General features: G+C 59.1%; 16 protein-coding genes. 10 read left to right on the top strand and 6 right to left on the bottom strand.

The window, feature by feature from the left end; translation table 11 throughout:
* Positions 1 to 455 precede the first annotated feature (455 nt).
* The 8 genes from DAES_RS05650 to DAES_RS05615 all read left to right on the top strand — a co-directional run bounded on the left by DAES_RS05650 (position 456) and on the right by DAES_RS05615 (position 12732).
* A complete protein-coding gene (locus tag DAES_RS05650; RefSeq protein WP_013514076.1) occupies positions 456 to 2063 on the top strand; it encodes a TolC family protein in 1608 nt (535 codons plus the stop codon).
* 2 nt (positions 2064 to 2065) lie between these two features.
* Positions 2066 to 3817, top strand: coding sequence for an efflux RND transporter periplasmic adaptor subunit (locus tag DAES_RS05645; protein ID WP_173358450.1), 1752 nt, complete (start codon positions 2066 to 2068; stop codon positions 3815 to 3817).
* A 41-nt stretch (positions 3818 to 3858) separates the two neighbouring features.
* Positions 3859 to 4482 carry an ABC transporter ATP-binding protein gene (locus DAES_RS05640; protein ID WP_236608470.1) on the top strand — a complete coding sequence of 208 codons (624 nt, stop codon included), beginning with the start codon at positions 3859 to 3861 and terminating at the stop codon, positions 4480 to 4482.
* Positions 4479 to 5660, top strand: coding sequence for an ABC transporter permease (locus DAES_RS05635; RefSeq protein ID WP_013514073.1), 1182 nt, complete (start codon positions 4479 to 4481; stop codon positions 5658 to 5660). Before DAES_RS05640 ends, DAES_RS05635 begins: the two co-directional genes overlap by 4 nt.
* A 178-nt stretch (positions 5661 to 5838) precedes the next feature.
* A complete protein-coding gene (locus tag DAES_RS05630) occupies positions 5839 to 7557 on the top strand; it encodes an alpha/beta hydrolase family protein (RefSeq protein ID WP_013514072.1) in 1719 nt (572 codons plus the stop codon).
* Between the two features lie 9 nt (positions 7558 to 7566).
* Positions 7567 to 8823 carry an alpha/beta hydrolase gene (locus DAES_RS05625; protein WP_013514071.1) on the top strand — a complete coding sequence of 419 codons (1257 nt, stop codon included), beginning with the start codon at positions 7567 to 7569 and terminating at the stop codon, positions 8821 to 8823.
* Between the two features lie 22 nt (positions 8824 to 8845).
* Positions 8846 to 9934 carry a hypothetical protein gene (locus DAES_RS05620; RefSeq protein ID WP_013514070.1) on the top strand — a complete coding sequence of 363 codons (1089 nt, stop codon included), beginning with the start codon at positions 8846 to 8848 and terminating at the stop codon, positions 9932 to 9934.
* Positions 9935 to 10719: 785 nt separating this feature from the next.
* Positions 10720 to 12732 (top strand): methyl-accepting chemotaxis protein, encoded by a 2013-nt coding sequence (locus DAES_RS05615; RefSeq protein ID WP_013514069.1) that lies wholly within the window; start codon positions 10720 to 10722, stop codon positions 12730 to 12732.
* A 146-nt stretch (positions 12733 to 12878) separates the two neighbouring features.
* On the opposite strand, the gene DAES_RS05610 is transcribed toward DAES_RS05615, so the two are convergent.
* From DAES_RS05610 to DAES_RS05595, 4 genes are read right to left on the bottom strand one after another with little or no spacing between them, the layout of a single operon-like run.
* A complete protein-coding gene (locus DAES_RS05610; RefSeq protein WP_013514068.1) occupies positions 12879 to 13364 on the bottom strand; it encodes a hypothetical protein in 486 nt (161 codons plus the stop codon).
* Between the two features lie 8 nt (positions 13365 to 13372).
* Positions 13373 to 16555 (bottom strand): efflux RND transporter permease subunit, encoded by a 3183-nt coding sequence (locus DAES_RS05605; protein ID WP_013514067.1) that lies wholly within the window; start codon positions 16553 to 16555, stop codon positions 13373 to 13375.
* Positions 16548 to 17831: an efflux RND transporter periplasmic adaptor subunit gene (locus tag DAES_RS05600; RefSeq protein ID WP_013514066.1), complete on the bottom strand. Its 1284-nt coding sequence runs from the start codon at positions 17829 to 17831 to the stop codon at positions 16548 to 16550. The genes DAES_RS05605 and DAES_RS05600 overlap by 8 nt, the downstream gene beginning before the upstream one ends.
* Before the next feature lie 4 nt (positions 17832 to 17835).
* Complete coding sequence (locus DAES_RS05595; protein WP_013514065.1) at positions 17836 to 19359, bottom strand: efflux transporter outer membrane subunit; 1524 nt, start codon at positions 19357 to 19359, stop codon at positions 17836 to 17838.
* 147 nt (positions 19360 to 19506) lie between these two features.
* Here DAES_RS05595 and DAES_RS05590 point away from each other — a divergent pair, with 147 nt between their 5' ends.
* Both DAES_RS05590 and DAES_RS05585 read left to right on the top strand, forming a co-directional pair.
* Positions 19507 to 20226, top strand: coding sequence for a response regulator (locus DAES_RS05590; protein WP_013514064.1), 720 nt, complete (start codon positions 19507 to 19509; stop codon positions 20224 to 20226).
* Entirely contained in the window at positions 20223 to 21617 is a 1395-nt protein-coding gene (locus tag DAES_RS05585; protein WP_013514063.1) for a sensor histidine kinase, read from the top strand. The genes DAES_RS05590 and DAES_RS05585 overlap by 4 nt, the downstream gene beginning before the upstream one ends.
* 25 nt (positions 21618 to 21642) lie before the next feature.
* Here DAES_RS05585 and fliD read toward each other — a convergent pair whose 3' ends face one another.
* Positions 21643 to 23352, bottom strand: coding sequence for a flagellar filament capping protein FliD (gene fliD / locus DAES_RS05580; protein WP_013514062.1), 1710 nt, complete (start codon positions 23350 to 23352; stop codon positions 21643 to 21645).
* Positions 23353 to 23367: 15 nt separating this feature from the next.
* Entirely contained in the window at positions 23368 to 24561 is a 1194-nt protein-coding gene (locus DAES_RS05575; RefSeq protein WP_013514061.1) for a flagellin N-terminal helical domain-containing protein, read from the bottom strand.
* Positions 24562 to 24570 lie beyond the last annotated feature (9 nt).

Raw genomic sequence — 24570 nt, 5'->3', positions numbered from 1 at the left:
GAACTCCTTTTGTCTGTGGAAGATTGTCTGTTTTGCATAGGTTCATTCGCATCTTTCCGTTTCGTCTCTCCCTACTCGCCGCTTGTCCAGATACTGACTATTGTGAACAAATTTAAAACATTGCCACACAGTTCACGTGAATTCACGTTGAATGGAATTGACAATTCCATGCGTGTTGCAGAGTTTGGTATCTATCTGAAATGTTTGTCTCTCTGAAGAAAATTAGTCTGAACCGGCAAGTCTTGGTCTTAGCAGGTCGTTGAAATAGTCGGAACGCGCAGGCTGTTCAAAAATGGTGAGATGCTAGGCGCGAAAAAAGTTCAAGGCCGAAGCGTACTTCCTGTACGAGAGGGTTTGAACTTTTTGAAGCAACGACGCAGATCGCCGTTTTTCAACAGCCTGTTAGGCCGGTGCGGCAACCCCCCTGTGTTCCTGATGTGTTTGAGGAGAAGCCTTTGAGAGAATATCAGCGGTCAGTGTGGATCATTGTCGGCTGCATGTTCATGGTGGCGTATGGGGGGCAATCTCAGGCTGCAAGCGTCCCGGACAACGCGGAACCGACGGTGCTTCAACTGAGCATGGGTGAAGTTGTCGGGCTGACTTTGCGGAACAATCTGAATGTGCAGACCACCTATTTGAGCCGGGTTCTTGAAAAATTCGGCATTGAGCAGGCAGAAGCCAAGTTTGAACCCAATGTCAACATCGACGGAACGGTCAATCTTGAAACCATTGAGAGGAACAAGCGAATGCGGGGGGATGCCCAAAAAGCGTCCTCGACCACCAAGGAGGCCGGAGCCAAGGCAACGGTGGACCAGAAGGTGCCGACAGGCGCAACCCTGACATTCACTTGGGACAATACGTATAAGGACAATAGCGATGGTTCCCTTTCCTACAACAGCGCTTCCGGGAGTGTCGATCGCAGCAACAGCAAGTCTGGCGGGCACACGTCTTCCTGGGGCATAGATCTCACCCAGCCGCTCCTCAAGGGTGGGGGTATCGACTACAACATGGCCTCCGTCCGACTTGCCCGTATCCAGGAGCAGCGGAACATATTGAATCTGCGCGACACATTGAGCGCTTTGATCAATGAAGGCGTGAACTATTTTTTCACCTTTGTTCAGGCAAAGGAAAATCTGGCGATTCAGGAACAGGCGCTCGGTCGATCCAAACGGCTGCTGGAGACCAATCGTCTCAAGATGACGTTGGGGCGCATGTCGCAGAGTGACGTAATTCAGGCCGAAGCCGACGAAGCGTCGCAGGAACTGTCCTTGGAGCAAACTCGAAACAGTTATGACGATGCCAGACGTAACCTACTCAACTTTCTGAACCTTGATCCGAATATAGTCATTGAGCCGGTGAAAGAGGATTATCCGATAATCACACCGGATTTGGACGCCTGCATGGTTGTCGCCGTGAAGAACAATCAGTCTTATCTGGATAAGGTTTTTGCTGTAACCGAAGCGGAAACGCGCTTCATGATGACTGAGAACGAGCGCATGTGGGATCTGTCGCTCAAAAGTGGATACGGCGAGGCGTATTCCAATGACAACCCCGGTTACAACCATACCGATACCGAGTTCAAAGCCGGCATAGAGCTCAGCGCCCCCATCAACTTATGGGGCGCGGACTACCTGGATAGAAAACAGGTGCTCCTGCAGGCTGTTGCAGATAAGCGGCGCGCGAAAATTGATTTGGAAAAGGCTGAAACAGATCTGCAAACCACGGTCGCAAATACGGTTCGCAATGTGAATATGCGGCTCAAGTTCATCTCGCTGGCGAAACGCAATACCGAACTCAAGGCTTTGCAGTTGCAGAATGAAAACACCAAACTCATGACAGGGCGTTCCACCAATTTCCAGGTGGTCACCTATCAGGACCAGTTGGTCCAGGCGCAACAGGATGAAGTTGCCAGCTCCATCGCCTATCTTCAGTCCCTTTTGGAGTTGGATCAATTGCTCGGCACTACCATGGACACGTGGAAAATCGAGTTCAAACAGAACGATGCCGCGTTGGAAAAAGAGTTGAATGACGAGGTCAGACCGCTCATATGGACATGGTGGTAAGCATGGCAATACAGTGGGAAAGAATTTTTACTGACAGTATCCTGCGACACATGAACGACGGGGTCGTGGTCCTCAATGCCGAAGGGGTGATTGTCGGTGGAAATCCGGCAGCTTCTTCCATGATGGCGATCAATATGGACGATGGCAATCTGACTCTTGCCAGAATCACCCTTGAGCGAGAAGGCAACGATGCCTTTTTGCAAGTCCTGTTGGACTCTGTCTACGAAAGAACCGCTATTCATAACAGACTCGTCGACTATGTCCGCCCGGATGGCACCGCTCTTCCCCTTGCTGTGACAGCATCCCATTTGCGCAATGAGTCCGGAAAAATCGAGGGAGCATTCCTGGTCCTGCGTGATGCAACGGAGATGGAGGAACTCAAGGCGAACGAACGTTCGCTCAATGAGGAGCTGAAAGCCGCCCTGCGGCAGGCCGATGAAAATGGGAGAGCGTTGGAAGCGGCTCTGCATCAGGGGCTGAGAATACGCAACTGGCTGTCTGCCGCCATTCTCATCCTGTTCCTCGGCCTCGGGAGTTTTCACTGGTTCGGCAGTTCGCTCATGGAGGTTCAAGGGGCGTCGATTGCAGGACGAAGTGGCGAGAGCGAGCCGCAGAATTCCATGGTTGTCAACGCGCGGCCCGTGACGCGAACCATCTCTCTTTCCGGGATTGTGGCGCCATTGGAGGAGGTCACCTTGGCGGCTCCGTTCCAGGGCAAGATTCAGAGCAAGCAGTTCTTCTATGGCGACAGCGTTGAGCGAGGGCAGACCTTGCTTGTCCTGGATACCGCCGAGATGGTCGCCAAGGTCCGGGAGGCGCGCGCTGAATACATCAAGGCCAAGAAAAAGACTCTTGAGCTTGAGGGGTGGGAGAAAACTCCCGACGTTTCCAAGGCGAAACGCTCTTTGAATCAGGCCAAAGGGCTGCTCAGACAGGCAGAGAACAAGGCTTCCGAAGACAAGACGTTGTATGAACAGGGGATCATACCCAAAAGTGAGTATGACTCTTCCGTGCAGGATGTCGGCGACAAGAAAATGCAATACTTTTCAAGCCTTGAAAGCCTTCAGTCGACCCTGGGCAAAGGGGATGCCGAGTACCTTGAAATCGCCCGCATGGAACTGGACAATGCCGAGGCAAAGATGAAGGCCGCCGAGGAGAAACTGGAACAGGCGGAAATCAAGGCTCCGGTTTCAGGGATAGCCATCCGGCCAAGCGCAAAGGACAAGGACGCGAAGAATGTCGAGACCGGGATGTCTGTGGCTGAGGGACAGGCCCTTCTCTCCATTGGCAGCCTCGAAGGGCTTTCCATCACTACCGAAGTAGACGAACTGGATATCAACAGCCTTGAAAAAGGGCAGCCTGTGCTCGTGTCAGGCGATGCCTTTCCTGATATTCAGCTCAAAGGGCTTATTGCGCAGATATCCTCGCAAGCCAACGAGGGACAGGTTCCGACCTTTACCACGACCATACGGCTGCGCGACCTCCCTGACGATGTCGGGAAGCAGGTGCGCCTGGGCATGACTGCCAACATGCAGGTTCAGACCTACTCCAATCCGGAGGCGCTGCTTGTGCCCTTGACGGCTGTGCATCGATCCGGGGAGGGCATCAGCGTTCATGTGGTGGAGGCAGACGGATCGGTCAGGGAAACAATGGTGGAAACCGGGGATACGACCTTGACCGAGGTTGAAATCGTTTCCGGCCTCAAACCAGGTGCGACCATCCTCATTGGTCCGACAATCTCGGGTCAGCCGTGATAGATCTGAGGGATATTCACAAATCGTATCGCCTTGGGGCAATGAATGTCGAAATCTTGAAAGGGGTGGACTTGCGCGTGGACCAGGGAGAGATGCTCGCCGTTGTCGGGGCATCCGGATGTGGCAAGAGCACTCTCATGAACATCCTTGGATTTTTGGATCAACCCACTTCCGGAGCCTATTACTTTGAGGGGCGTTCGGCTGAGGGACTTTCAGACAATGAGCTGTCGCGCATTCGAAACAGACGGATCGGGTTTGTCTTCCAGCAGTTCAATCTGCTGCCAAAGCTGACGGCCCTCAATAACGTCTGCCTCCCTTTGCTGTACAGGGGAATCCCGACGAAGGAGCGGAAGGAGCAGGGGCGGGAGATGCTTTCCAAGGTGGGGATGAGTGACAGGGAGAGCCACCGGCCCGGCGAGTTGTCCGGCGGGCAGCAGCAGCGGGTTGCCATAGCCCGAGCCTTGTGCGGCAGCCCTTCGCTTATTCTGGCGGATGAACCCACCGGGGCGCTGGACTCTGTTACCAGTTCCGAGATCATGGATTTATTCCTTTCATTGAACGGCAATGAAGGCATTACCGTCATCATCATTACCCATGATCCGGGACGCGCCAGATTGTGCGGGCGGTCTGTCCGCATGTTGGATGGATTGGTGGAGCCGCAATGATTCTCACTGAAAACATAGTGGAATCAGTGCGTTCGTTGTGGAGCGCCAAGCAACGCTCGCTCCTTGCCTTGATCGGCATTGTCATCGGCATCGGTTCTGTCATTGCCATGGTGACGGTCGGGCAGATCGTCGAAAATGAAGCTGTCCGTCAGTTTCGTGAGATGGGCACGGATATCTGTCTGGTTCGTTTGGCCGGGCAGGGAGAGGCGCGTTCCCGGAACAAGGGGATGGACCTCGAAGTGATTCATCGCATCCCCGGGCAATGCTCGACCATCAAGTCGGTTGCCCCCTATGTTTCCCTGTATTCCAGACTCACCCATGGCGGCCAAAGGGTTTCCTCTCCAGGGCTGGGGGTGACCGGTGAATTCATGGACATATTCAAGGTGCCCATTGTGGCTGGGCGGTTTATCTCGAACCTTGATGGATATGCGAATTTTTGTGTCCTGGGCAGCACCAAGGCCCGCTGGCTGGCAGAGATGGGCGTGCAAGATCCTGTCGGCAGTGAGGTCGTGTTTGCCGACAGAGTGTTTACCGTGATCGGTGTTGCCGGAGCGGTCCCATCGGGGACGTTCAGTCCCTATGAGATCAACGAAGGCGTCATGGTGCCCATCAGTGCTGCCATGCGTCATTCGGATCGACCTCAAATCAATGTGTTCGGCGCTCGAATGGTCGGCAATGGGATCAGCAGTCAGGCCGAGACCCAGCTGAAGGAGTATTTCCAATACGCTTCCCGGCAGAATGTGCGCATGACCAGCGCCGAGGAACTGGTGGCCCAGATGGATCGGCAAATGCGGATGTTCACGTTGTTGCTGGGCGCCATCGGATCGATCTCGCTCATTGTCGGTGGTGTGGGTGTCATGAACGTCATGTTGGTTTCGGTTTCCGAGCGGCGCAAGGAGATCGGCATTCGCCGGGCCATCGGGGCGGAACAGAGTGACATTCAGCTGCAATTCTTGGTCGAATCCGTGCTGTTGTCATTCATCGGCGGTGTTGTCGGGTTGGGTCTCGGGGTTGGCACTGTGGCCATTATCTGCCGTTTTACCGGATGGGAATTTTTTGTTTCCCAGATTGCCGCAATCCTCGGAGTCGGTGTTTCAGCGGCTGTCGGCATGTTCTTCGGGTATTACCCGGCCCGGCAGGCATCCCGCATGAATCCCATTGACGCCCTTCGGGCATAATAAGTCATCATTTCAAGCTGTTAATGAATCATTTCACGTCATTTCACGTGAAATGGTCGTGACTTGTGCGTGTTTTCCGACACAGTGGGTTGATCATGTCGGCAATTCATGCGGAGTCAGCCAATTCGAATGGGAATTGGCGCTGTCCCAAAGGCATGCCCAAGCAGGAGAGGTACCAATGCGTCATTTGAGTGTTTCTGAGAAATGGCTTGTTCCATTTGTGCTGATTGCCTCAGTTGTTTTGTTTCAGACGGCTGCCGTGGCTTCCGGAGGCATTGATCCTGCCGATCCCATGGTGAAGATCACTTCGCCGCCCCGTGACCTGGATGTCAACAAGGTGTTGGCCCTGGTCAGCAAGGATGTGAGCAAGGAAACAGGCATAAAAGAGTCTTTCATTACGTACTATTGGCAGACGTTCGATCATGCCGTGTACGAAGGAAAAGAGAATGGCTCACCGACGTTTGTCGATTTGTATGTCCCAGGATTCTTTAGTGATGACGATGTCCACGGCATGCTCAATGCCATAGCGGATGCCCTTGTGAAGCATGCCGGCGCCGAAAGGAACTGGGTGTTTATCCATACGCATTTCCCCCTTCCGCAACAGGTCTACATTGGCGGCGCCATCACGAGTTGGGACACGTATCGCGGCAAACCCAACAACAATCCGCGGGATATTGAAGAGCGCGCGTTGAACAAGTTCCAGTTCAATGATTCCTCCTTTGTCTTTCATAGTCTTTGGCGTTTCGGCGTCATCGCTTCGGGGGGGTCCGATCTTGGCGAGGTTCTGACCGTTACGAGCCGCATCGAAGACTTCAACAAGGAAAGCTGGTACACCTCATGGACCTCCATGGCGGACAAAGTGCGAGCGGTGGGAGATGAATTTGCTTCTTCTCTGCATGGACGCAGTGCCAGGGAAGCGTATTTGCGGGCGACCAACTATTATCGCGCCAGCGAGGTCTATCTCCCGGCAACGGATCCACGCAAACATGCGGCTTGGGAAAAGGGGCGAAACACTTTTCTCAAGGCGGCAAGACTGTCGGGCGGTTTGATCGAGCCTGTCCGAATCCCTTACGAGAAAACCACACTTCCCGGATATTTCATCAAAGCAGATAATAGCGGGAAGAAGCGTCCCCTGCTGCTCATCCAGACAGGGCTCGATGGCACTGCCGAAGACCTCTACTTCTTTCTTGGCGTACCTGCCGCCAAACGAGGATACAACTGCCTGATTTATGAAGGTCCGGGACAGGGCGAGGTCATAGGCAGCCAGAAATTGCCGTTCCGCCACGACTGGGAAAAGGTCGTCAGTCCGATAGTTGATTATGCGCTGACCCGTTCCGAGGTCGATGCCGATCGTCTCGCCATCATGGGGTATTCCATGGGTGGCTATCTTGTGCCGCGTGCTTTGGCCTTTGAGAAGCGTATACGCTGGGGCATTGTGAATGGCGGTGTATACAGTGTTTTTGACGGCACCATGACCAAGTTCCCTGCCGAGGTGAGGGAGGGTGTGGGCAAATCAAGCCGCAAGGAGAAGGTGAATGCGTTGGCCTATGCGGAAATGAAAAAGCATCCTGACCTGAATCAATTCATCAACCAGATGCTGTGGACCTTTGATGCGGGTTCACCGTTTGAGCTGTTCTCCAAGCTGAAGAAATACAGCATGGAAGATGTTCTTGAAAAAATTGAAACAGAAATGCTCGTGCTCAATTCCAGTGGTGACCAGATTGCTGGATCTTACGAACAGGCCAAGAAGTTTTATAACGGTTTGCAGACAAATAAGTCTTATTATGAGTTTACCAGTGACCAGGGGGCGCAATTTCATTGTCAGGCGGGTGCCCCTCTTGTTTCGAGCGAACGTATCCTTAACTGGCTTGATGAACGAGCCAAGCCTATGCAGTAAGGTGGAATCATGAAAAATTATGTATCGTTTCTCGTGAGTTTTGCTGTTCTTCTTCTGCCGCTGAGCAATGTGCATGCCGAGGATGGAAATGCATTTGACGCACATGCGACCACGTTCAGTTATTTCTTCAATGATTCTGACATGGACTTCCATTTCGGCAACATCATTCTTGGCGCAGTCACAAATGGAGGAGCCGAGGTCGGTGAAGCCTTCTATGCCGCTTCGCGGATAAAGGACGGCGATACAGCAAGCTGGCATTCAGAGTGGTACGCACTTGCGAAACGCGTAGAAGCTCGGGGCGACAAAGCCCTGAAAGCCGGACACAGAGTCAGTGCGCGTGAGCAATTGCTTCGTGCCGCGTACTATTACCGTATTTCATTGATGGCAATGCCAGGGGATAACCCCGAACTGGAGAAGCGTGGAAAGAAATGCCGCAGCCTCATGAAACAGGCCGGGCAACTGTTTGATCCGCCTCTTGAATATTTTGAGGTACCGTTTGAGGACACGGTGCTTCCCGGTTTTTTCCGCAAAGCGGACAACTCCGGCAAACCTGCCAAGACGCTTCTGATGATTGGCGGCGGTGAAACATACATAGAAGATCTCTTCTTCTACATCGCTCGGCAGTCTCATGATCGCGGATATAACTTCATGACCATCGACCTGCCGGGCCAGGGCATGTTGCCGCATTACGGCCACGTATTCCGGACCGATACAAATGTCCCGATGAAGGCCGTTGTGGATTACGCTCTCAGTCGTCCTGACGTAGATCCTGCCATGCTCGCTGCTTACGGCATCAGCGGTGGCGGTTTGTTTGTTCCGCAGGCTGCCATGCATGATCCGCGCATAAAGGCCATAGCCATGAGTTCCGGGGTTGTTGATGCGTATGCGCTGTTTGCCACCATGCCTGCGGCCTTTGCTACGGAAAAAGATATGAAGTCATGGACTCCATTCCATGCGGCCGTTGTTGACGCCATCTGCTGGCGATACGGGGTGGATAAGCCGTCGCAGCTCATTGAGGCAAATCGAGGCAACACTTTTGATTCCACGAAGATTCATGTGCCAGCCTTGCTGCTGATGGGTGAAGGTGAATACCGCAGCAAGGAAGTTCAGCGGCAGCAGAAAATTGCATTGGACGGCTTCACGGATTCTCGCAGCAAGATGGTTATCACGCCATCCGATGAAGGGGCCACGAATCACTGCCTCATGGAAAATCGCAGTCTGGTTGGTGCCGTTCTTTTTGATTGGCTTGATGAGGTTTTGAAATAGCAGTTGAGCAGGGGGTTGGGTGATGAGACATATCGTTTGTATTGCCGCACTTCTTTTGCTGCTGTCGACTCTTGTGGCTGGCTGTGCCGCCATAGGTCCGAAACATGTGGAAAGAGATCGCATTGAATACAATATGTCTCTCACCGACTCCTGGAAACGACAGATTCTCTTGAACGTCGTAAAGATCCGGTACGTTGAGCCTCTTTCTTTTATTGATGTTGGGGAGATTGTCGCAGCATACTCTCTGGAGACCGGGGCTGATGCCAGAGGAACATTCTCCCTGTTTGATCGAGCGGGCAATGATTCCGCCTTGTTCGAACTGGGAGCAATGTCCAAATACACCGACAGGCCGACCATTACATACCGTCCGTTGACAGGAATGGCTTTTTTCAGGGGGATAATGTCTCCCATGCCGTTGCAAAACATGCTGATGAGCATTGAGTCCGGCGCTTCCGCCGAGTTCTTTCTCCGTTTGGGAGTTCGAAGCATCAATGGATTGCGCAATGAAACCTTGACTTCAAAAGGGTATCGGCCGGTTGATCCTCAATTTGTTCAGGCTGTGAAGCTTATTGCCAGCCTGCAAACATCCAACGCATTGCATTTGGAAAGAGGCACCCATACCCTCGGAGAGCCATCACCCCTTCGATTGCGATTTGGCGGACACAATATGGGGCCTGTGGAAGTCGCTCAAGTGCAAGAACTTAAAGGCTTGCTGGGTCTGGATCAGTCCAGGGACAGTTATGTTCTGGGATTTGGGGCAACTTCGTTCAGCGACCAGGTCATAATGCTGCAAACATATTCGCTTGCACAGGTTCTTGCTTCGGTTTCCGGCCGTGTTGATATGCCCGAAGGCGATGTCTCGTCACACAAGGCGCTCCCGGGGATGCCCACGCCCGACGATGACGGGCTCTTCCGCGAAGGGATGGTGCGTTATTCGAAGGCTAAACCTGAAGATGCCTTTGCAATGGTTCAATATCGGGGCAATTGGTTTTGGATTGACGATCATGACATTATGACAAAAAAAGTGTTCTCATTCATCATGCTCGCCTTTACTCTGATGGATAAAGGCGGACAAGAGTCACAACTTCAACTGACTGTTCCGACGCAGTAAATCGAAGTCAATGGCCAGTATCTTGTTCCTGCAAGAGTACTGGTTGGATTGTCAAGAGAAGCGGCCGTGCGGGAGGTGGCCCACAGCACTGTGGGACAAATGAACTTCACATAGTCAGAACCCCGTTGCCCTTCCCGGAAGGGCTAAACTCTCTGACTCCCCCCTGGATATCCTTTGTATCAAACGGCCCCTATTTCCAACGTTCCCCCTAGATCATTTCAGCGGCAAATACACCACAGGTATCAAATGCGGCGATTTCAACCTGTCGGAATAATGTAACTACCCAGACATCCTGTCATTTGTTTACACTCTCACCCCGTCAACAGGGGTTCTAAATGCCGTCCTCAACACAGCTTGAGACATCTGAGGGTAATGCCAAATCAAAACAGCCCCCCTTGCTGAAGCCGGGTCAAAATGCTAGGTCATTCCCAATACACAAAGGACACGCTGAAACAAAATAGACAAATAAAATCAAAGCATTGCCGCTCTGCCGAAAAGCAAGACGTTCCGAGTCTTCTCTTCGGCACCAGAATGATCAAGGGTTGCGGCTCACAAGCTGCAACCTTTTTTTCATGCTGCTGGTCCGACTGCGTGGGCAGATCTTTCCTGCAACGTTCCTCTGGTCGTGTATCCAGGGTCATGGTTTTGAATCATCGCTCCATCCGGATCGACCCGGAGAGCTTCCAGGTGCAGACACAACGCGGTCAGCCTGTGCAGTTGTGAATATTCTAATAGCCAGCAAATTTCGGCAATCGTAGATCAAGGGAAAAATCAAGGAGCAATCAATGGGTATCCGATCAAAAATCCTGGTTCCATTGTTTGTGGTCGCACTGATCATGGTCATCGGCGGGCTTCTGACCCTCAATTCCCAGTTCGCCAAGCTGGAGGAGTCCTTTGTCTCGCTGATCATCCAGGCCAAGGTGGAGGAGACCCGGCAGTCGATCCGGCTGATGTCGGGAAGCGCTCTGGAACAGGCGGCCCTGTTCAGCCGCATGCAGGCGGTGGTTGACGCATACACCGTGGCCAACCAGGGCGATATGAACGCCGAAAATGATCCCTTGGGCCAGGAGGCCCGGGAGATGCTGCGCCGGGCGCTGGCCTCGACCATGGAGGGATACGAGGCCATCTTAGGAAGCAAGTTCCAGCTTCATTTCCACCTGCCCACCAACCGCAGCCTCGCCCGCATGTGGCGCGAGAAACAGATCAGACGCGACGGCCAGTGGGTGGACGTCTCCGACGACCTTTCGGGCTTCCGCAGCACGGTCATCGACGTGAACCGCAACCGCAAGGCGGTGCAGGGCATCGAGCCAGGCAGCGGCGGGTTCACCATCCGCGGTCTGGCCCCGGTTACCGGGCCGGACGACACGCACCTTGGGTCCGTTGAGGTTCTCATCGACTTCGACGGCATCCTCAAGGGCATGGAATCCTCGGGCAACATGCGCACCCTGCTGTATATGGAGTCCGACCTGCTGACCATCACCACCATGTTGCGCGACCCGGCCAAGAATCCCGTTCGGGACAACCGGTTCGTGCTCATCTACGGTCAGGACAACACCGAAACCCAGGGACTGGTGACCAGCGACCTGCTCGCCAGGGGGTCATCCTCGACCATCGTCACCGTGCAAGGCGACAGGGCACTGGGCGCATTCCCGGTGCAAGACTACCGGGGCGAAGTGATCGGCACCATCGTCCTGGCCATGGACATCGCCAACCAGCAGGCGATGGTCGCAAACGTCATATGGGTCATCGGTGCCATCCTGCTCGTGGTGATCGCTTCGCCCATCCTCATCATCCTGTGGGTACTGCAGAAGTCTGTCATGGTACCCATCCGGGAATGCGCGGGCATCGCCTCCCGGATCGCCCGGGGCGACCTCGGCGAGATAGATTGTCACGACCGGCGCGACGAGATGGGCATCATCCTCTCGGCCATGAAGGAAATGCGCGGGAAGCTGACCGACACCATTCGCGACATCCAGGAGATCACCACCGACGTGGCCGAAGGCTGCCGCCAGTTCGCCGCGGCGAGCGACACTGTTTCCCAAGGGGCCACGGAACAGGCGGCGGGCATCGAGGAGATATCCGCCAGCATGGAGGAAATATCGTCGAGCATCCAGCAGACTGCGGAGATCGCCCACAAGACCGAGAACGTCGCCACCACGGCAGCGCGGAACGCCGATACCGGCGGCAAGGCCGTGGCCCGCACCCTGGACGCGATGCGAAAGATCGCCGCAGAGATCAGCATCATCGAAGAAATCGCGCGACAAACCAACCTGCTGGCGCTCAATGCCGCCATCGAAGCCGCCCGGGCCGGAGAGGCCGGCAAGGGTTTCGCCGTGGTGGCCGCCGAAGTGCGCAAGCTGGCCGAACGCAGCGGTGTCGCGGCCTCGGGCATCAGCGAGCTCTCCTCCTCCAGCGTGACCGTGGCCGAGGAAGCGGCCGAACTGCTCAGAAAGATGGTGCCCGACATCCAGAACACGGCTGAGCTCATCCACGAAATATCAGCGGCCACCAGCGAGCAGAACGCCGGGGTCGCCCAGGTGACCAAGGCCCTCCAGGACTCTGACTCCCAGATCCAGCAGAACGCCTCGACATCAGAGCAGATGGCGTCCACTGCGACGCACCTCTTCTCGCGCTCGCAGGATCTGGAAACGAGCATCAGCTTCTTCAGACTGGCCAACGCCATCCGCGCCTGCGGCCAGACGGGTAATGCCGTCCGGCCCAAGCCGCTGTCGAGGGCTGACGAGTCCAGGCTCAAGGCCGACCAAGCGGACGTAGCTGACGAGTTCGAGCGCTTCTGATTCCAGGTTCAAAACGCCTTCAGGGCACCATGGACAAGGCCGGACCCGCATTGCCCATGACAGCGCAAGAACACAACAGCGCAAACAAAAGGGTTGCAGCCACTTGGCTGCAACCCTTTCGTTTAGCTTCGCGACATTGGAGGCCTCTAGCGTCTGGGAGGCGGACCGCCCCGCTTGCCGGGGGTGCCGGGGCTGTTCTCCCGCATCTTGGTCTTTTCCTCGTCAAGGTACTTCAGGTAGGTGTCCATCTGTTCGCGCGTGAGCACCTTGGAGAGCCCGGTCAGGCTTTTCCATTCCAGGTCTTCCGTCTTTGTGCGCAGTTCGGTCGATTCCTCCCTGCCCTTGCCGCCCATGGATTCCATGAGTGCATCCCTGGCCGTGCGCTCGGCATCCAGGATTTCCCGAACCTTCGGAGCCTGTTCGTCGGTCAGGGAGAGGCGCTGGCGGAGCTCCAGGAACCGGGCCTCCGGGTCGGGCTGTTTTTCCGGACGCGCGTCCTGTCCTGGACCGAGTCTCCCCTGCTCCCGATGGGTGGAGCAGGCCGCAAGGAGCGTCATGGCCGCGGCCAGGGCCACCACGGCAAACAGGGTCGCCAGGGTGACCATGGTCGGCATCAGATGTTTTGTCCGCATGAGGAACCTCATTGTTGAGTGTTGAGGGAAGCCCCGCCCGCAGGTGCCGCGCTCTCCTTCGAGGGAACGGCGCGCCTCCACAGACGCAGGGCCGCGTCGTGAACGTCTTCAAGGATCATGTACAGGGATGGCACCAGCACCAAGGTGATCACGGTGGCGAAGAGGATGCCAAAACCAAGGGAGATGGCCATGGGAATCAGGAAGGCGGCCTGCATGGATGTCTCCAGAATCATGGGGGCCAGCCCGCCGAAGGTGGTCAGGGTGGTCAGCATGATGGGCCTGAACCGGGACGTGCCCGCGTCGAGCACAGCGTCGTGGGCGCAGCGGCCCAGCCTGCGCTGCTCGTTGGCGTGGTTGATGAAGACCAAGGAGTCGTTGACCACCACGCCCGACAGGGCGACGATGCCGAGCAGGCTGTTCAGGCTGATGGGGCAGCCCATGGCGATGTGCCCGATAATGGCCCCCACAGCGCCGAACGGGATGCAGATCATGATCACCACCGGCTGGATATAGCTCTTGAACGGGATGGCAAGCAGCGCGTAGATGGCGAGCATGGCCAGCATCAGGCCGGACATGAGGCTCGCCGTGCCTTCGCTCATGTCCTGCTGGCGCCCGTCCAGGGCATGGGTCAGTCCGGGATGGGCCGCCTTGAGGGCGGGCATGGTCTCGGCCAGCACCTCGGCCAGAACCTTGTTACTGTCCTCACGCGGGGTGATGTCCGCCGCAACAGTCAGCGCCCTGCGCCCGTTGACATGCTTTACCGCCGTGTAGGCTCGGCCCCGCTCAATGTTCACCACCTCGCGCAAGGGCACTTCAGTCCCATCGGGGGTGCGGATCATGAACTCCTCCAGGTCGAACTCGGACACCCGCTCGCTCTCGGGCCTGCGCACCACCACCTTGATCTCGTTGCGGCCCCGTTGCTGGCGCAGCACCTCGGTGCCGTAATAGGCCGCGCGCACCTGGGACGCCACCTCCTGGGCGGTCAGCCCCAGGCTCTGGCCCTCGGCCCGGATGGTGAAGTCGAGTTGCGGCTTGCCGGGCGTGTAGCCGGTGTCGATGTCCTTGGCGTTGGGGAAGAAACTCAGGGCCTCGGCCAGTTCGTCGGCAGCGGTCTCCAGAGTGGTCACGTCGCTGTGGCTCAGTTGCAGCTCAAGGGAGCTGCCAGCGCCCGGTCCGCCCCGGTCAGATTCGAAGGTGATGGATTGCAGGCCGGGGATCACGCCCACGACCTCGCGCCACTTGCTCACGAACTCTTCGGTGGTGATGGGCCGCACATCCGCCCCGGTCAGGTATATCTGCGCCTTGACCACATGACTGCCGGAGAAATCGCGCCCCTCGCCGCCGATCTTGGAGAAGATGCCCTTGGCCAGATGCTCGCCGCCGTACTCGGCGATCACTTGATCGGCTGCGGCCAGGAGCGTGTCGCGCACAGCGATGGAGCTGGCCACAGCCGAGCCATAGGGCAGCTCCGCCGTGACGTAGGCGTAGTCGGATTCAGCCTTGGGCATCAGGATCATCCCGATGCGACCACTGGCGACATAGGCCCCGCACAACAGCAGCAGAGCGACACCAACGGCGATGGTGGCGTACCGCCAGGTCACGCACCAGTCCAGAAGAGGACGGTAGACATTCTGGATGAAGTCGAGCAGCCCGGCGCTGATGCGCTGCTGGCGGACGGCGACCCAGGCCATGGCCCGCGAGGGACGGCCCGCCTTTAGGTGCGCCAGGTGGGCCGGGAGAATGAACAGACTCTCGATGAGCGAGATCGCGAACACCGCGATGACCACCACCGGGATGCAGTACATGATCTTGCCCATGGTGCCGGGGATGAAGAGCAGGGGCATGAAGGCCACAATGTTGGTCAGCACGCTGAAGACCACGGGCATGGCGATCTGCCTGACTCCCTCGATGGACGCCTTGAGAGGCGGCATGCCGCTCTGGCGCAGGGTATGGATGTTCTCGCCCACCACGATGGCGTCGTCCACCACAATGCCCAGTGCGATGAGGAAGGCGAACATGCTGATCATGTTCACACTGACACCGAGACTGGACAGGATGAGGAACGAGCCAAGGAAGGACACGGGAATGCCCATGGCCACCCAAAAGGCGATCCTTGGCTCAAGAAACAGTGCGAGCAGGACAAAGACCAGGGCCAGCCCCAGATAGCCGTTGTTCAGAAGCAGTTCCATGCGCTGGGTGAAGACCTCGGAATTGTCGTCGAGCACATCCGCATGCACGCCGCGGGGCAACCCCAGAACAAAGGAAGCCAGCCGCTCGCGGGCGGCCTCCGAAACCGTGATCGGCGTCTGATCACCCACCCGGTAGACATCCACGCGCACGGCGGGCATGCCGTTGTAGGTGGTGATGATGTCGGTATCCTCGACCCCCTCGACCACCTCGGCAATGTCCTCGAGCAGCACCGTGGTCCCGTCGCTGCCCGTGACCACGGGTGTGAGGGCGAAATCACGCGCATAGCTCCGCCGTTCCTTCATCCTGACGAGCACCTCGCCCGATTCGGTCTTGACGCCCCCGCCGGGCATGTCCACCGAGGCGTCGCGCAGCCTGTCGGCCACATTGTCCAGCGTCAGGCCGTGGGCGCGCAGCCTGGCCTGGGACACCTCCACCGTGATCTGCAGGCCGCTCACCTCGGAGAGTTCGGTCTGGGTAATGCGCGTGTCGCTGATCAACTCGTCGCGCAACTGGTCGGCCAGTTCGCGCAGCACCAACTGGTCCTGATCGCCATAGACCATGATCGAGAGCACGCTGTGCTTGTGGGAGGACGCTGCGATGACCGGGTCCTCGGCCTCGTCGGGAAAGGACGAGATGCGGTCCACCTCGCTCTTCACATCCTGGGAGAGAGTGTGCAGATTCGCGCCCTCCAAGGCCTCGACAACGACGTTCGACGCCCCCTCACTGGACGTGGAGGTGACCTCCTTGACGCCGTCGATCCCCTGCACGGCCTGCTCGATGGCCAGGGTGACGCCCTGCTCCACCTCCTCGGGACTCGCGCCAGGATAGGACACGGATATGGTGACCTGATCCTCGCTGAATTCCGGAAAGACCTCTTGGCGGATCTGCAAAGCGAGAATCAGACCGCCCACCAGCAGGACCACCATGAACAGGTTGGCGGCCACGGAATTGCCAGCCATCCAGGCCAGAGGGCCGCGCTGGGGTTGTTCCTGGCTATTCATGTCTTTCACCGTCCTTTGGTTGCCCATTCATGCCCGCATCGGTGTTCGCGTCGGTGTCCGCGCCGCTGTCCATCGGGTCTGCGGGCCGCACGGTTTCCACCGCGCTCAGCCGCATGCCCTGGACCGGGGCGGACAAGGAGGAAAGGACCACTTGCTCGCCCTCTTCCAGGCCCTGGGTCAGAATGACCGACTGCGTGTCGCGCCATGCCGTGGTCACGGTGCGGATATCCAGGGTGCCGTCCTCGGCCATCACCCATATCCTGCCGTTGTCCCTGAAGGCTGTCCGGGGAATGGCTATGGCATCATCGAGCTGGCCGCCGTCCACCAGCACCGTGACGTAGGAACCGAGCAGCAACGGCGTGACGCCCGGCGTACCCGCCAGGTTAAGCGGGTCGGGGATGGAGATGAGGATGCGCGCCATGCGCCCCTCGTCCTCCAGGGCGGGCAGCAGCCGGATGACCCGCCCCTCGCGCCGCGCCGCGCTGTCCACGCCGCCGCCGATGACCGTGGCCGCCGAACCCGGCGCATCTCCGGCAGGGAGCGTGATCCAACCAAGCCGGTCCACCGGGATGGACGCCTCGACCCAGAATTCATCGGTGCAGGCGATGGTGGCCAGGGCCTCCTGCTCGGCGACCATGGCCCCGAGGTCCGCGCTTTTATCCTTGACCACGGCGGGGAACGGGGCGGTGATGCTCGTCCGCGCCAGATCGAGCCGGGCCTGATCGAGCTTGGCCCTGGCCGCTTCGAGATCGGCCACGGCCTTTTCGAGATGCGGCTTGCGCAACGCCAGTTCGGCCTCTTCCTCGGAGCCGTTGGACGATTCCTTAAGCAGGCTCCACTCGCGCCCGGCCACGTTCTGGTAGCCCTGCTCCACCTTGAGGTCATATTCGGCCTCGGTCACCCCGGCCCTGATCTCGCGCAGGTTCAGCTCGTAATCCTGGGGATCGATGCGCAGCATCTCCTCGCCACTGGCGAACATGCCGCCCGGCACATAGGCGTTGCTCACGGACACGATCTCGCCTGACACGCGCGACTTGAGGCTGACCTCGCGGGCGGCCTTGACTGTGCCCATGACCGACACCGTGACCTGCTGCACCCCCCTGCCAAAAACCCCGGTGGTGACCGCCGGGGCCGCGGTTTCCGGCGGCGCCTTGGCTGCACGCGGCGCGGTGGCGATCATGGAGAAGCCCCCGGCAGCGGCCAGGATCACGATAATAGCGGGTATGACCGCCTTGAGGCGGAAGGAGCGTTTGATTCTGGAAGATACAGTGTTCATGGCATTATCCGTTGGTTTGACGTTGTCCGGCCTGGTCGGCACCAGATTCCACGGCGCTCCCCGATTCGCTGCCCGCAGGCTGCACGAGATCGTCGGTCCAGGTACCGCCCAGGGCGCGGTGCAGGGCCACCCGGTAAAGGAGCAGGTCCGCTTGATCGTCCACTTCGGACACCTCAAGCTCCTGCACGGTGAACAGCGCGGTGAGCACGGGCAAGTAGTCGTCCAGCCCCTGCCTGTAGCGCGAAAGAGCCTCGCTCAGGTTGACGCGGGCGGCTGCGATCTGGGACTGTCGGGCCTCAATGTACCGCTGCTGCCATTTTTCCTGGGCCAGGGCGTCCTCCACCTCCTTGAAGGCGGTCAAGACCGCGCCCTTGTAGACGGCCAGCCGCTCGTCCACCACGCCGCGAGCCTTTTCCACTTCCGCCACGCGGTAGCCGCCGTCAAAGATCGGCCCCACCACCGAGGCGGCCAGGGAGAACATCCAGTTGTTGAAGAGGGTGGCGAGCTGTGCCCCGGAGTAGGCGGCCGTGCCACCCAGAGTTACCGCGGGCAGCCGGTCGGCCCTGGCCGCGGCTACGGCCCAGTCGGCGGACCGCAGATCAAGCCCTGCCGAGCGGATGTCGGGCCGGCTGGCCAGAAGATCGGCTGGCAGGCCGAGCCCCGGCAGCGACGCCAGCCCTGGCAGCGGGGCGTCCGCCACCCGGATCGACCCGGCGGGCCGTCCAAGCAGCAGGGCCAACTCGTGCAGCAGGAGTTGCTCCTCGGATTCGACCGGCGGCAGCTCCGCCTTGACCCGCTCGACATTCTCCCGCTGCTGGTACACGTCAAGAGCCGTGGCCAGAGAGTTCCTGAACCGAAGCTCTACGAGTTCGAGATAGGTCTGGTTGGCCTCGATCTGCTCGTGTAGTATGTGTTTTTTCTGCCGGTTGCTCTGTATCCGCATCCACCTGGAGACGATCTCCCCGGCCACGGTCATGGCTGCAGTGTTCAAGTCTTCCCGGCTGGCCTCGCTGTCGAGCTGCCCGGACGTGGCCACGGCCTCGACCCGACCCCAGAAATCCACCTCGTATCCGGCGCTCAACCCCACCGAATGGCTCTCGCTGGTGGCGTCGCGCTTGCTGCTCCCGCCGCTGTGGGTGTGGGAGTAGTCCGCTGTGCCGTCCAGGCTGGGATAGGCGTCCGCCCCGGACTGCACCGCCGAGGCCCGGGCCTGACGCAACCGGCCCCAGGCCGCGCCGATGTCGAGGTTGGCGTTCAGCCCCTCCTCCACCAGCGCGTCAAGCTCCTTGTTGCCGAACTCCCGCCACCACCGGGCCGTGGCCTGCGGTTCGTCCGAATACAGGGCGTAGCCTTGCGGCAGGACAGGTTCCATAGCGTCGCGCGGATCTGGCCGGAACAGCGTACACCCGGCGGTCAGGGTGGTGAGCACCAGAATGGCGAGCACCAGAATGACGAGCATCGGGGAGGCGACCAGAAAGGCAGGCAGGCTCGCCGTGACCGGCTCGGACTTGGACAATGAATGTTGCAAGGGAGTGTCTCCGTTTTTGTTTTGGTCCCCCTCTGTCTAGGCGCACAATGTTGGCAAAGTTTTTTGACGATGCTAAAAGATGTAAATTTGTGTAAAAGAAAGGCCGCAACCCTTTCCTGTTCCAGCCGCGAGGGCTATTGGGCATCCATGGCAGACAATGGCGACATCCTGATCATCGACGACGATGACAAGCTTTGCGCACTCCTGACCGAGTATCTGGAAGGATACGGGTTCAAGGTGCGGACCCTGCCCTCGGGCGACGGAGCGGTCGAGGCCGTGGGCCGGGACACGCCAAGCCTGGTCATTCTCGACGTGATGATGCCAGGCCGCAACGGGCTTGACGTGCTGCGCGACATCCGGGCCGGATCAAAGGTGCCGGTGATCATGCTCACGGCCAAAGGCGAGGACACCGACCGCATAGTGGGCCTTGAGCTTGGCGCAGACGATTACATGCCAAAGCCCTTCAACCCCCGCGAGCTGCTGGCCAGGATCAAGGCCGTGCTCCGACGGGCCGAGACGGTCGGCACATCCGGGGGAGCTCCCTCCGCCGCCCAGCGGGCCGTCCTGGTCGAGGCGGGCGGGCTGGCCCTCAACGTCTCCCGCCATGTGCTGCTGGTGGACGAAGACGAGTTGGAGCTCTCGGCCACCGAGTTCCGCCTGCTCCGGGCGCTCATGGAGAATCCCGACACGGCCCTGACCCGCGACGAACTCATGAGCCTGGCCTGGGGCCGTGATTTCTCGGCCTATGACCGGAGCATTGACGTGCACGTCAGTAAGCTGCGCTCGCTGCTGCGGCCCTATGCGGGGCACGACAAACGCATCAGGACCGTGTGGGGCACCGGCTACATGTTCGTGGGGACGCCGTGAAGATAACACGCCTCTACCTCAAGATATTCTTCGCCTTCGTGGCCGTGCTGGTGGCTGCCGAGGCCGTGGTCTTCGGGTTTGTGCTCTCCATGAAGATGCACCCGCCCTTTTTTCGCGACTCCCTGGAACGGGTCATGGTCATCGACATGCTGGTGGAGCGCGAACTTGCGGATGCGCCGACCACGCCAGACGCCGTCAACTCGCGGATCAAACCGCTGCTGGACGTGCTGGCCGCAGGCTTTCACGGCGACATCTGGCTGACAGACGACCGTGGCGCACCGGTCAGCGCCTCCTTTGACGGCCCGCCACCGGACGTCGAGGACGACCTCGTTTCCGTCAACCTCAAGGCTCCTGAGGGCGTGCGCTTCTTCCTGGTGGAGAACCGGGAGTTCCGCTCGGTCTACCTGGACTCGGAGATATCCCTGCACGACGGCACGGCCATGACCGTCCATGTCCTCTATGCCAAGCGCCCGCCGCGCGAGGAGGAATGGTTCCTCAAGGGACTGATCCTGCTCACCTGTCTGGGCGCGCTGTTCATCATCCCGGTGTCGCAGCGCATCACCCGGCCCATCCTCAAGCTGGCCGAAACCGCCGAGCGGCTCGGCCAGGGGGATTTCTCGCGCCGGGTGGAGGAAAAGGGACACGACGAGGTGGCCGTGCTGGCGCGCAAGTTCAACCGCATGGCGGGCCGCCTGGAAAAAATGGTCCTGAGCGGCAGGGAGCTGACCGCCCAGCTCTCCCACGAACTGCGCAGCCCCCTGGCGCGGATGCGCATCTCGCTGCAGATGATCATGGAGCGGGCCGAGAGCGGTCAGGGCGCGGACAACACCAAGCTCCTGACCGGCATGCGCGACGAGATAGAGCACATGGACGAGCTCATCGGCAGGATGCTCGACCTCTCCAAGCTCGACCTGCGCGAGCCGCCGCCGCGCACGGACTCCGTGGATGTGGCCGGGCTGCTGCGTGAGCTTCTGGGCCACTACAGGCCGATGATCGACCGGCGCAGCATCCACATCGAGGCGGACCTGGCCGAAGCGCCCCGGCTCCTGTGTCAGGCCATCAACCTCAGGAGCCTCATGGACAACGTGCTCGGCAACGCCATCAAGTACACCGGCGACCAGGGCATGGTCGCCCTCTGGCTGCGCCTTGAGGGGACTACCCTGCTGGTGCGCATCAGCAACTCGCACGCTCCCCTTTCCGAGGAGGAACTGACGGCCATGTTCATCCCCTTCCACCGCCTGGGTCGCGGCAGCGAGACCGGTTCCGGCCTGGGACTGGCCACGGCCCAGCGCATCGTGACCATGCACGACGGGAGCATCGAGGCGTCCAACGGCCACCTCCCGGACGGCGGGGAGTGCCTGACCATCACCATAACCTTGCCTCTGTCCTAGCCAGCCCCGTCCCTGGTCCGCCCTATTACGAGCTGAGGGACTCCAGCAGGCTCTCCAACGTGGTCGCCAAGGACGAATACTCGCTCAGGATGGCGTCCAGAGCCGCGTATTTGCGGGTCAGCGATATTCCAAGCTGATCAAGCCGCTTTTCCTCGTTGTATATCTGATTGTCGAGGCTGGTCAGCCGCTCCTTGTAGTTCTCGATGAGGATGGTCAGGGTGCCGCTATCCGCGCTGGTCATGGCTGCGAGGTCGTCGATGAGTTGGTCGATCTTGCCCTGCTTGACCCGCGCGGTCCCGGAGTGCGTCCCATCGGTCTGGTTCGTGACGGTGATGCTCAGGCCGACGGATTTCGATCCGGTGCCCACAATGCTCCACTCCCCGTCGATGCTCGCCTCCTGGCCGTCGATGGACGCCGAGACCAGCACCCCGTTCTCCACGGTGTATTCCACGGTGTGCTCGCCCGCCGGGGTCATGCCCTTGATGACCGAGTTGACGATGAAGTCGTCACTGTCCGACTCGCCCGTAAAGCTGGTGGAGAAGAGGCTGGCCACGGCTTTGGGATCGTTGGCCAGGGCCTCGCTCAACTCGTCCGTGTCGAGCAACAGCTGGCCAAAGGAATCCGACCCCTCGTCGTCATTGGTCGAGATGCCTATCTGCGAGAGGGCGTTGTACACGTCGCCGCCGTCTTCTTCTGTATACCGGGCGAATCCGAGCACGCCGGACGAGAGGGTGTTCTTGATCTGGCTGTACATCAGGTCCATGGCGTAGTTGTCCACGGTGTACGAGTCCTCGTCGTCGCCCTCGACCCGCCCGGTGAGCACCTGCATGGTGTAGATGATCTCGTTCATGGCGGTGACAAAGTCCTCGACCTGCTCGACGATGGCGTCCGTGTCCACACCCACGGTGATGCGCAGCCCGTCGTCCCCGGTGGTGTCCGTGAGTTCGAGGGTCATGCCCGTGATCACATCGTCGATAGTATTGGTGGAGCGTTGGATCCAGCTGTCCGCACCGGTGGGAAAGCCGTCCACCTTCAGACGTGCGTTGCAGGCCGTCTGGGTGTTGGTGAATCCCGAGGCGTCCCAGCCGGTGAGATCTCCGGTGTCGGCCACGGTCACGGCGTTGTCCGCGCCGGTGTCCGCCCCCGTGAGCACGAAATAATAGTTGGAGCCGTCGTTGACCAGACTGGCCGTGACCTTGTCGCGCGCCGAGGCACTGGAGTTGACCGTGCTGACGAGCCCATCCAAGGTAGTGCCAGCGGCGATATCGATAGAGATGGTCTCGCCCGCGTAGGTCAGCTCCAGGGTGGTGGCCGTGGTTGTGACAGTCTCGTCCGAAGAGGCATAGCCCAGGTCGGTGAACGCCCAGACATCGCCCTGGGCGACCTGGCCAACGATCACCGTGTGCGAGCCTGTGGCGGCCTCGCCGGTTATGGTTGCCTCAACGCCGTCGCCGCTGCACACGGCGTCCTGGACCAAAAAGCTGCCCATGTCCTCAAGGGTCTCGCTCAGGGTCTGCAATTCGGTGTCGAGCTGCTCCAGGAGGTCGATGATGTACTCGGTCTCCTCCTTGTCCGCCTCGTAGGCTTCCTTCCTGTAGCTCTCACCTGAAATGGTGGCTTCGATGATCTCCTCGAAGTCCGTGCCGTTGCCCAGTCCGGCAAAAGTGACCTCGCCGGACAGGGAAACTGTCTGGTACGAGATAACATCGGACGACAGTGATGAAACGTATCCCATGGCGCGCTCCTTTTTCTAGATGTAGTCAAGCAGGCTCATTCTCATGATGCTCGCCGAGGAGGTCAGGACCGCCTCGTACACATAGTTGGCCTGTTCCAGTTCCACCAGGATCTGCGCCGCGTCTGCGTCCTCCACCCGGCTGATGCTGTTGCCGGTGATGGTGCGCACCTGCGAGATGGCCTCGCTGGTGTAGGTGACCTTGTTTTCCCTGGCCCCGATGTTGGCGTTGGCGGCTTCGAGCGATTCCTGGGCGCTGCGCAACTCGTCGAGACAGGCGGCCACGCCCGCATGGTTGCCGGTCTCCATGAAGGCGATGCAGTTGGAGATGGTCTCGAACAGATTGGGCTCGCCGTAGCCCGCGCCGGACTGATCCACCCCGCCGAAGACCGAGCTGCCCACGGTGGTCATGGCCACGGTGCTGCTGCCGGAGATGGCTACGGTCATGGCCGTGTCGCTGCCGGTGTACACGGCGGCTTTGCGGACAATGAACTCCGTGCCTTCGCCGTCGCCGTCCGCCTCGGTGACCGCTGTGCCCGCGGCCAGTTCCACCTGGCAGGAGCCGAGGTCGAGGACCGTGTCGCCTGCGGCCAGGGTGGCCGAGGTCCAGGTTTCGCCGCCGTCCGTGGAATAGCTGTACTCTATCTCGTCCGTGCCGATCACGCCGTCCGTGCCCAGGCGGACACTGACCACGGCCGAGTCCAGCTCGCCCTCAATGGAGACGAAGCTGGCGTTTGAGAGCGAGTCGTTGGTCATGGTCACGCCAAGCCCCATCTCGTAGGCCGTAGAATCGAGCGAATCCCCGCCAAAGATGGAATCCGTCCCCATCTGCGTGTTGGCCATGGTCATCAGGCTGTCGAGGTAACTCGCCATTTCGTCGGCCATCATCTGCAACTGGGCTGCGGTGTAGGTCTCGCTCGCCGCCTGCTCGGCCTGCTCGCGCGCGGCGGTGATGATCTCGCTGGCCTGAAGCAGGATGTCGTCCGCAAGGCTGAGCGATTCTGCCGCTGTCTTGCAGTTGTTGACGTACCCGCTCAAGGTCTTGTCATAGCCGCGCAGCTCGATGACCGTGCCCATGCCAAAGGGGTCGTCCGACGGCGAGTTGAGCTTTTTCTGGGAGCTGTTGATGGAGTTGAGCTTGGCAACGTCGATCAGGGAGGAATTGATCTGGTTGAGGGACTGTGAAAATATCTGCGGGGTGCTGATGCGCATTGCAATGCC

The organism is Pseudodesulfovibrio aespoeensis Aspo-2, from assembly GCF_000176915.2.
Lineage (GTDB): Bacteria > Desulfobacterota > Desulfovibrionia > Desulfovibrionales > Desulfovibrionaceae > Pseudodesulfovibrio > Pseudodesulfovibrio aespoeensis.
The sequence above is the reverse complement of the archived record's forward strand: the minus strand, read 5'-3'. Positions and strand labels throughout refer to the sequence as shown.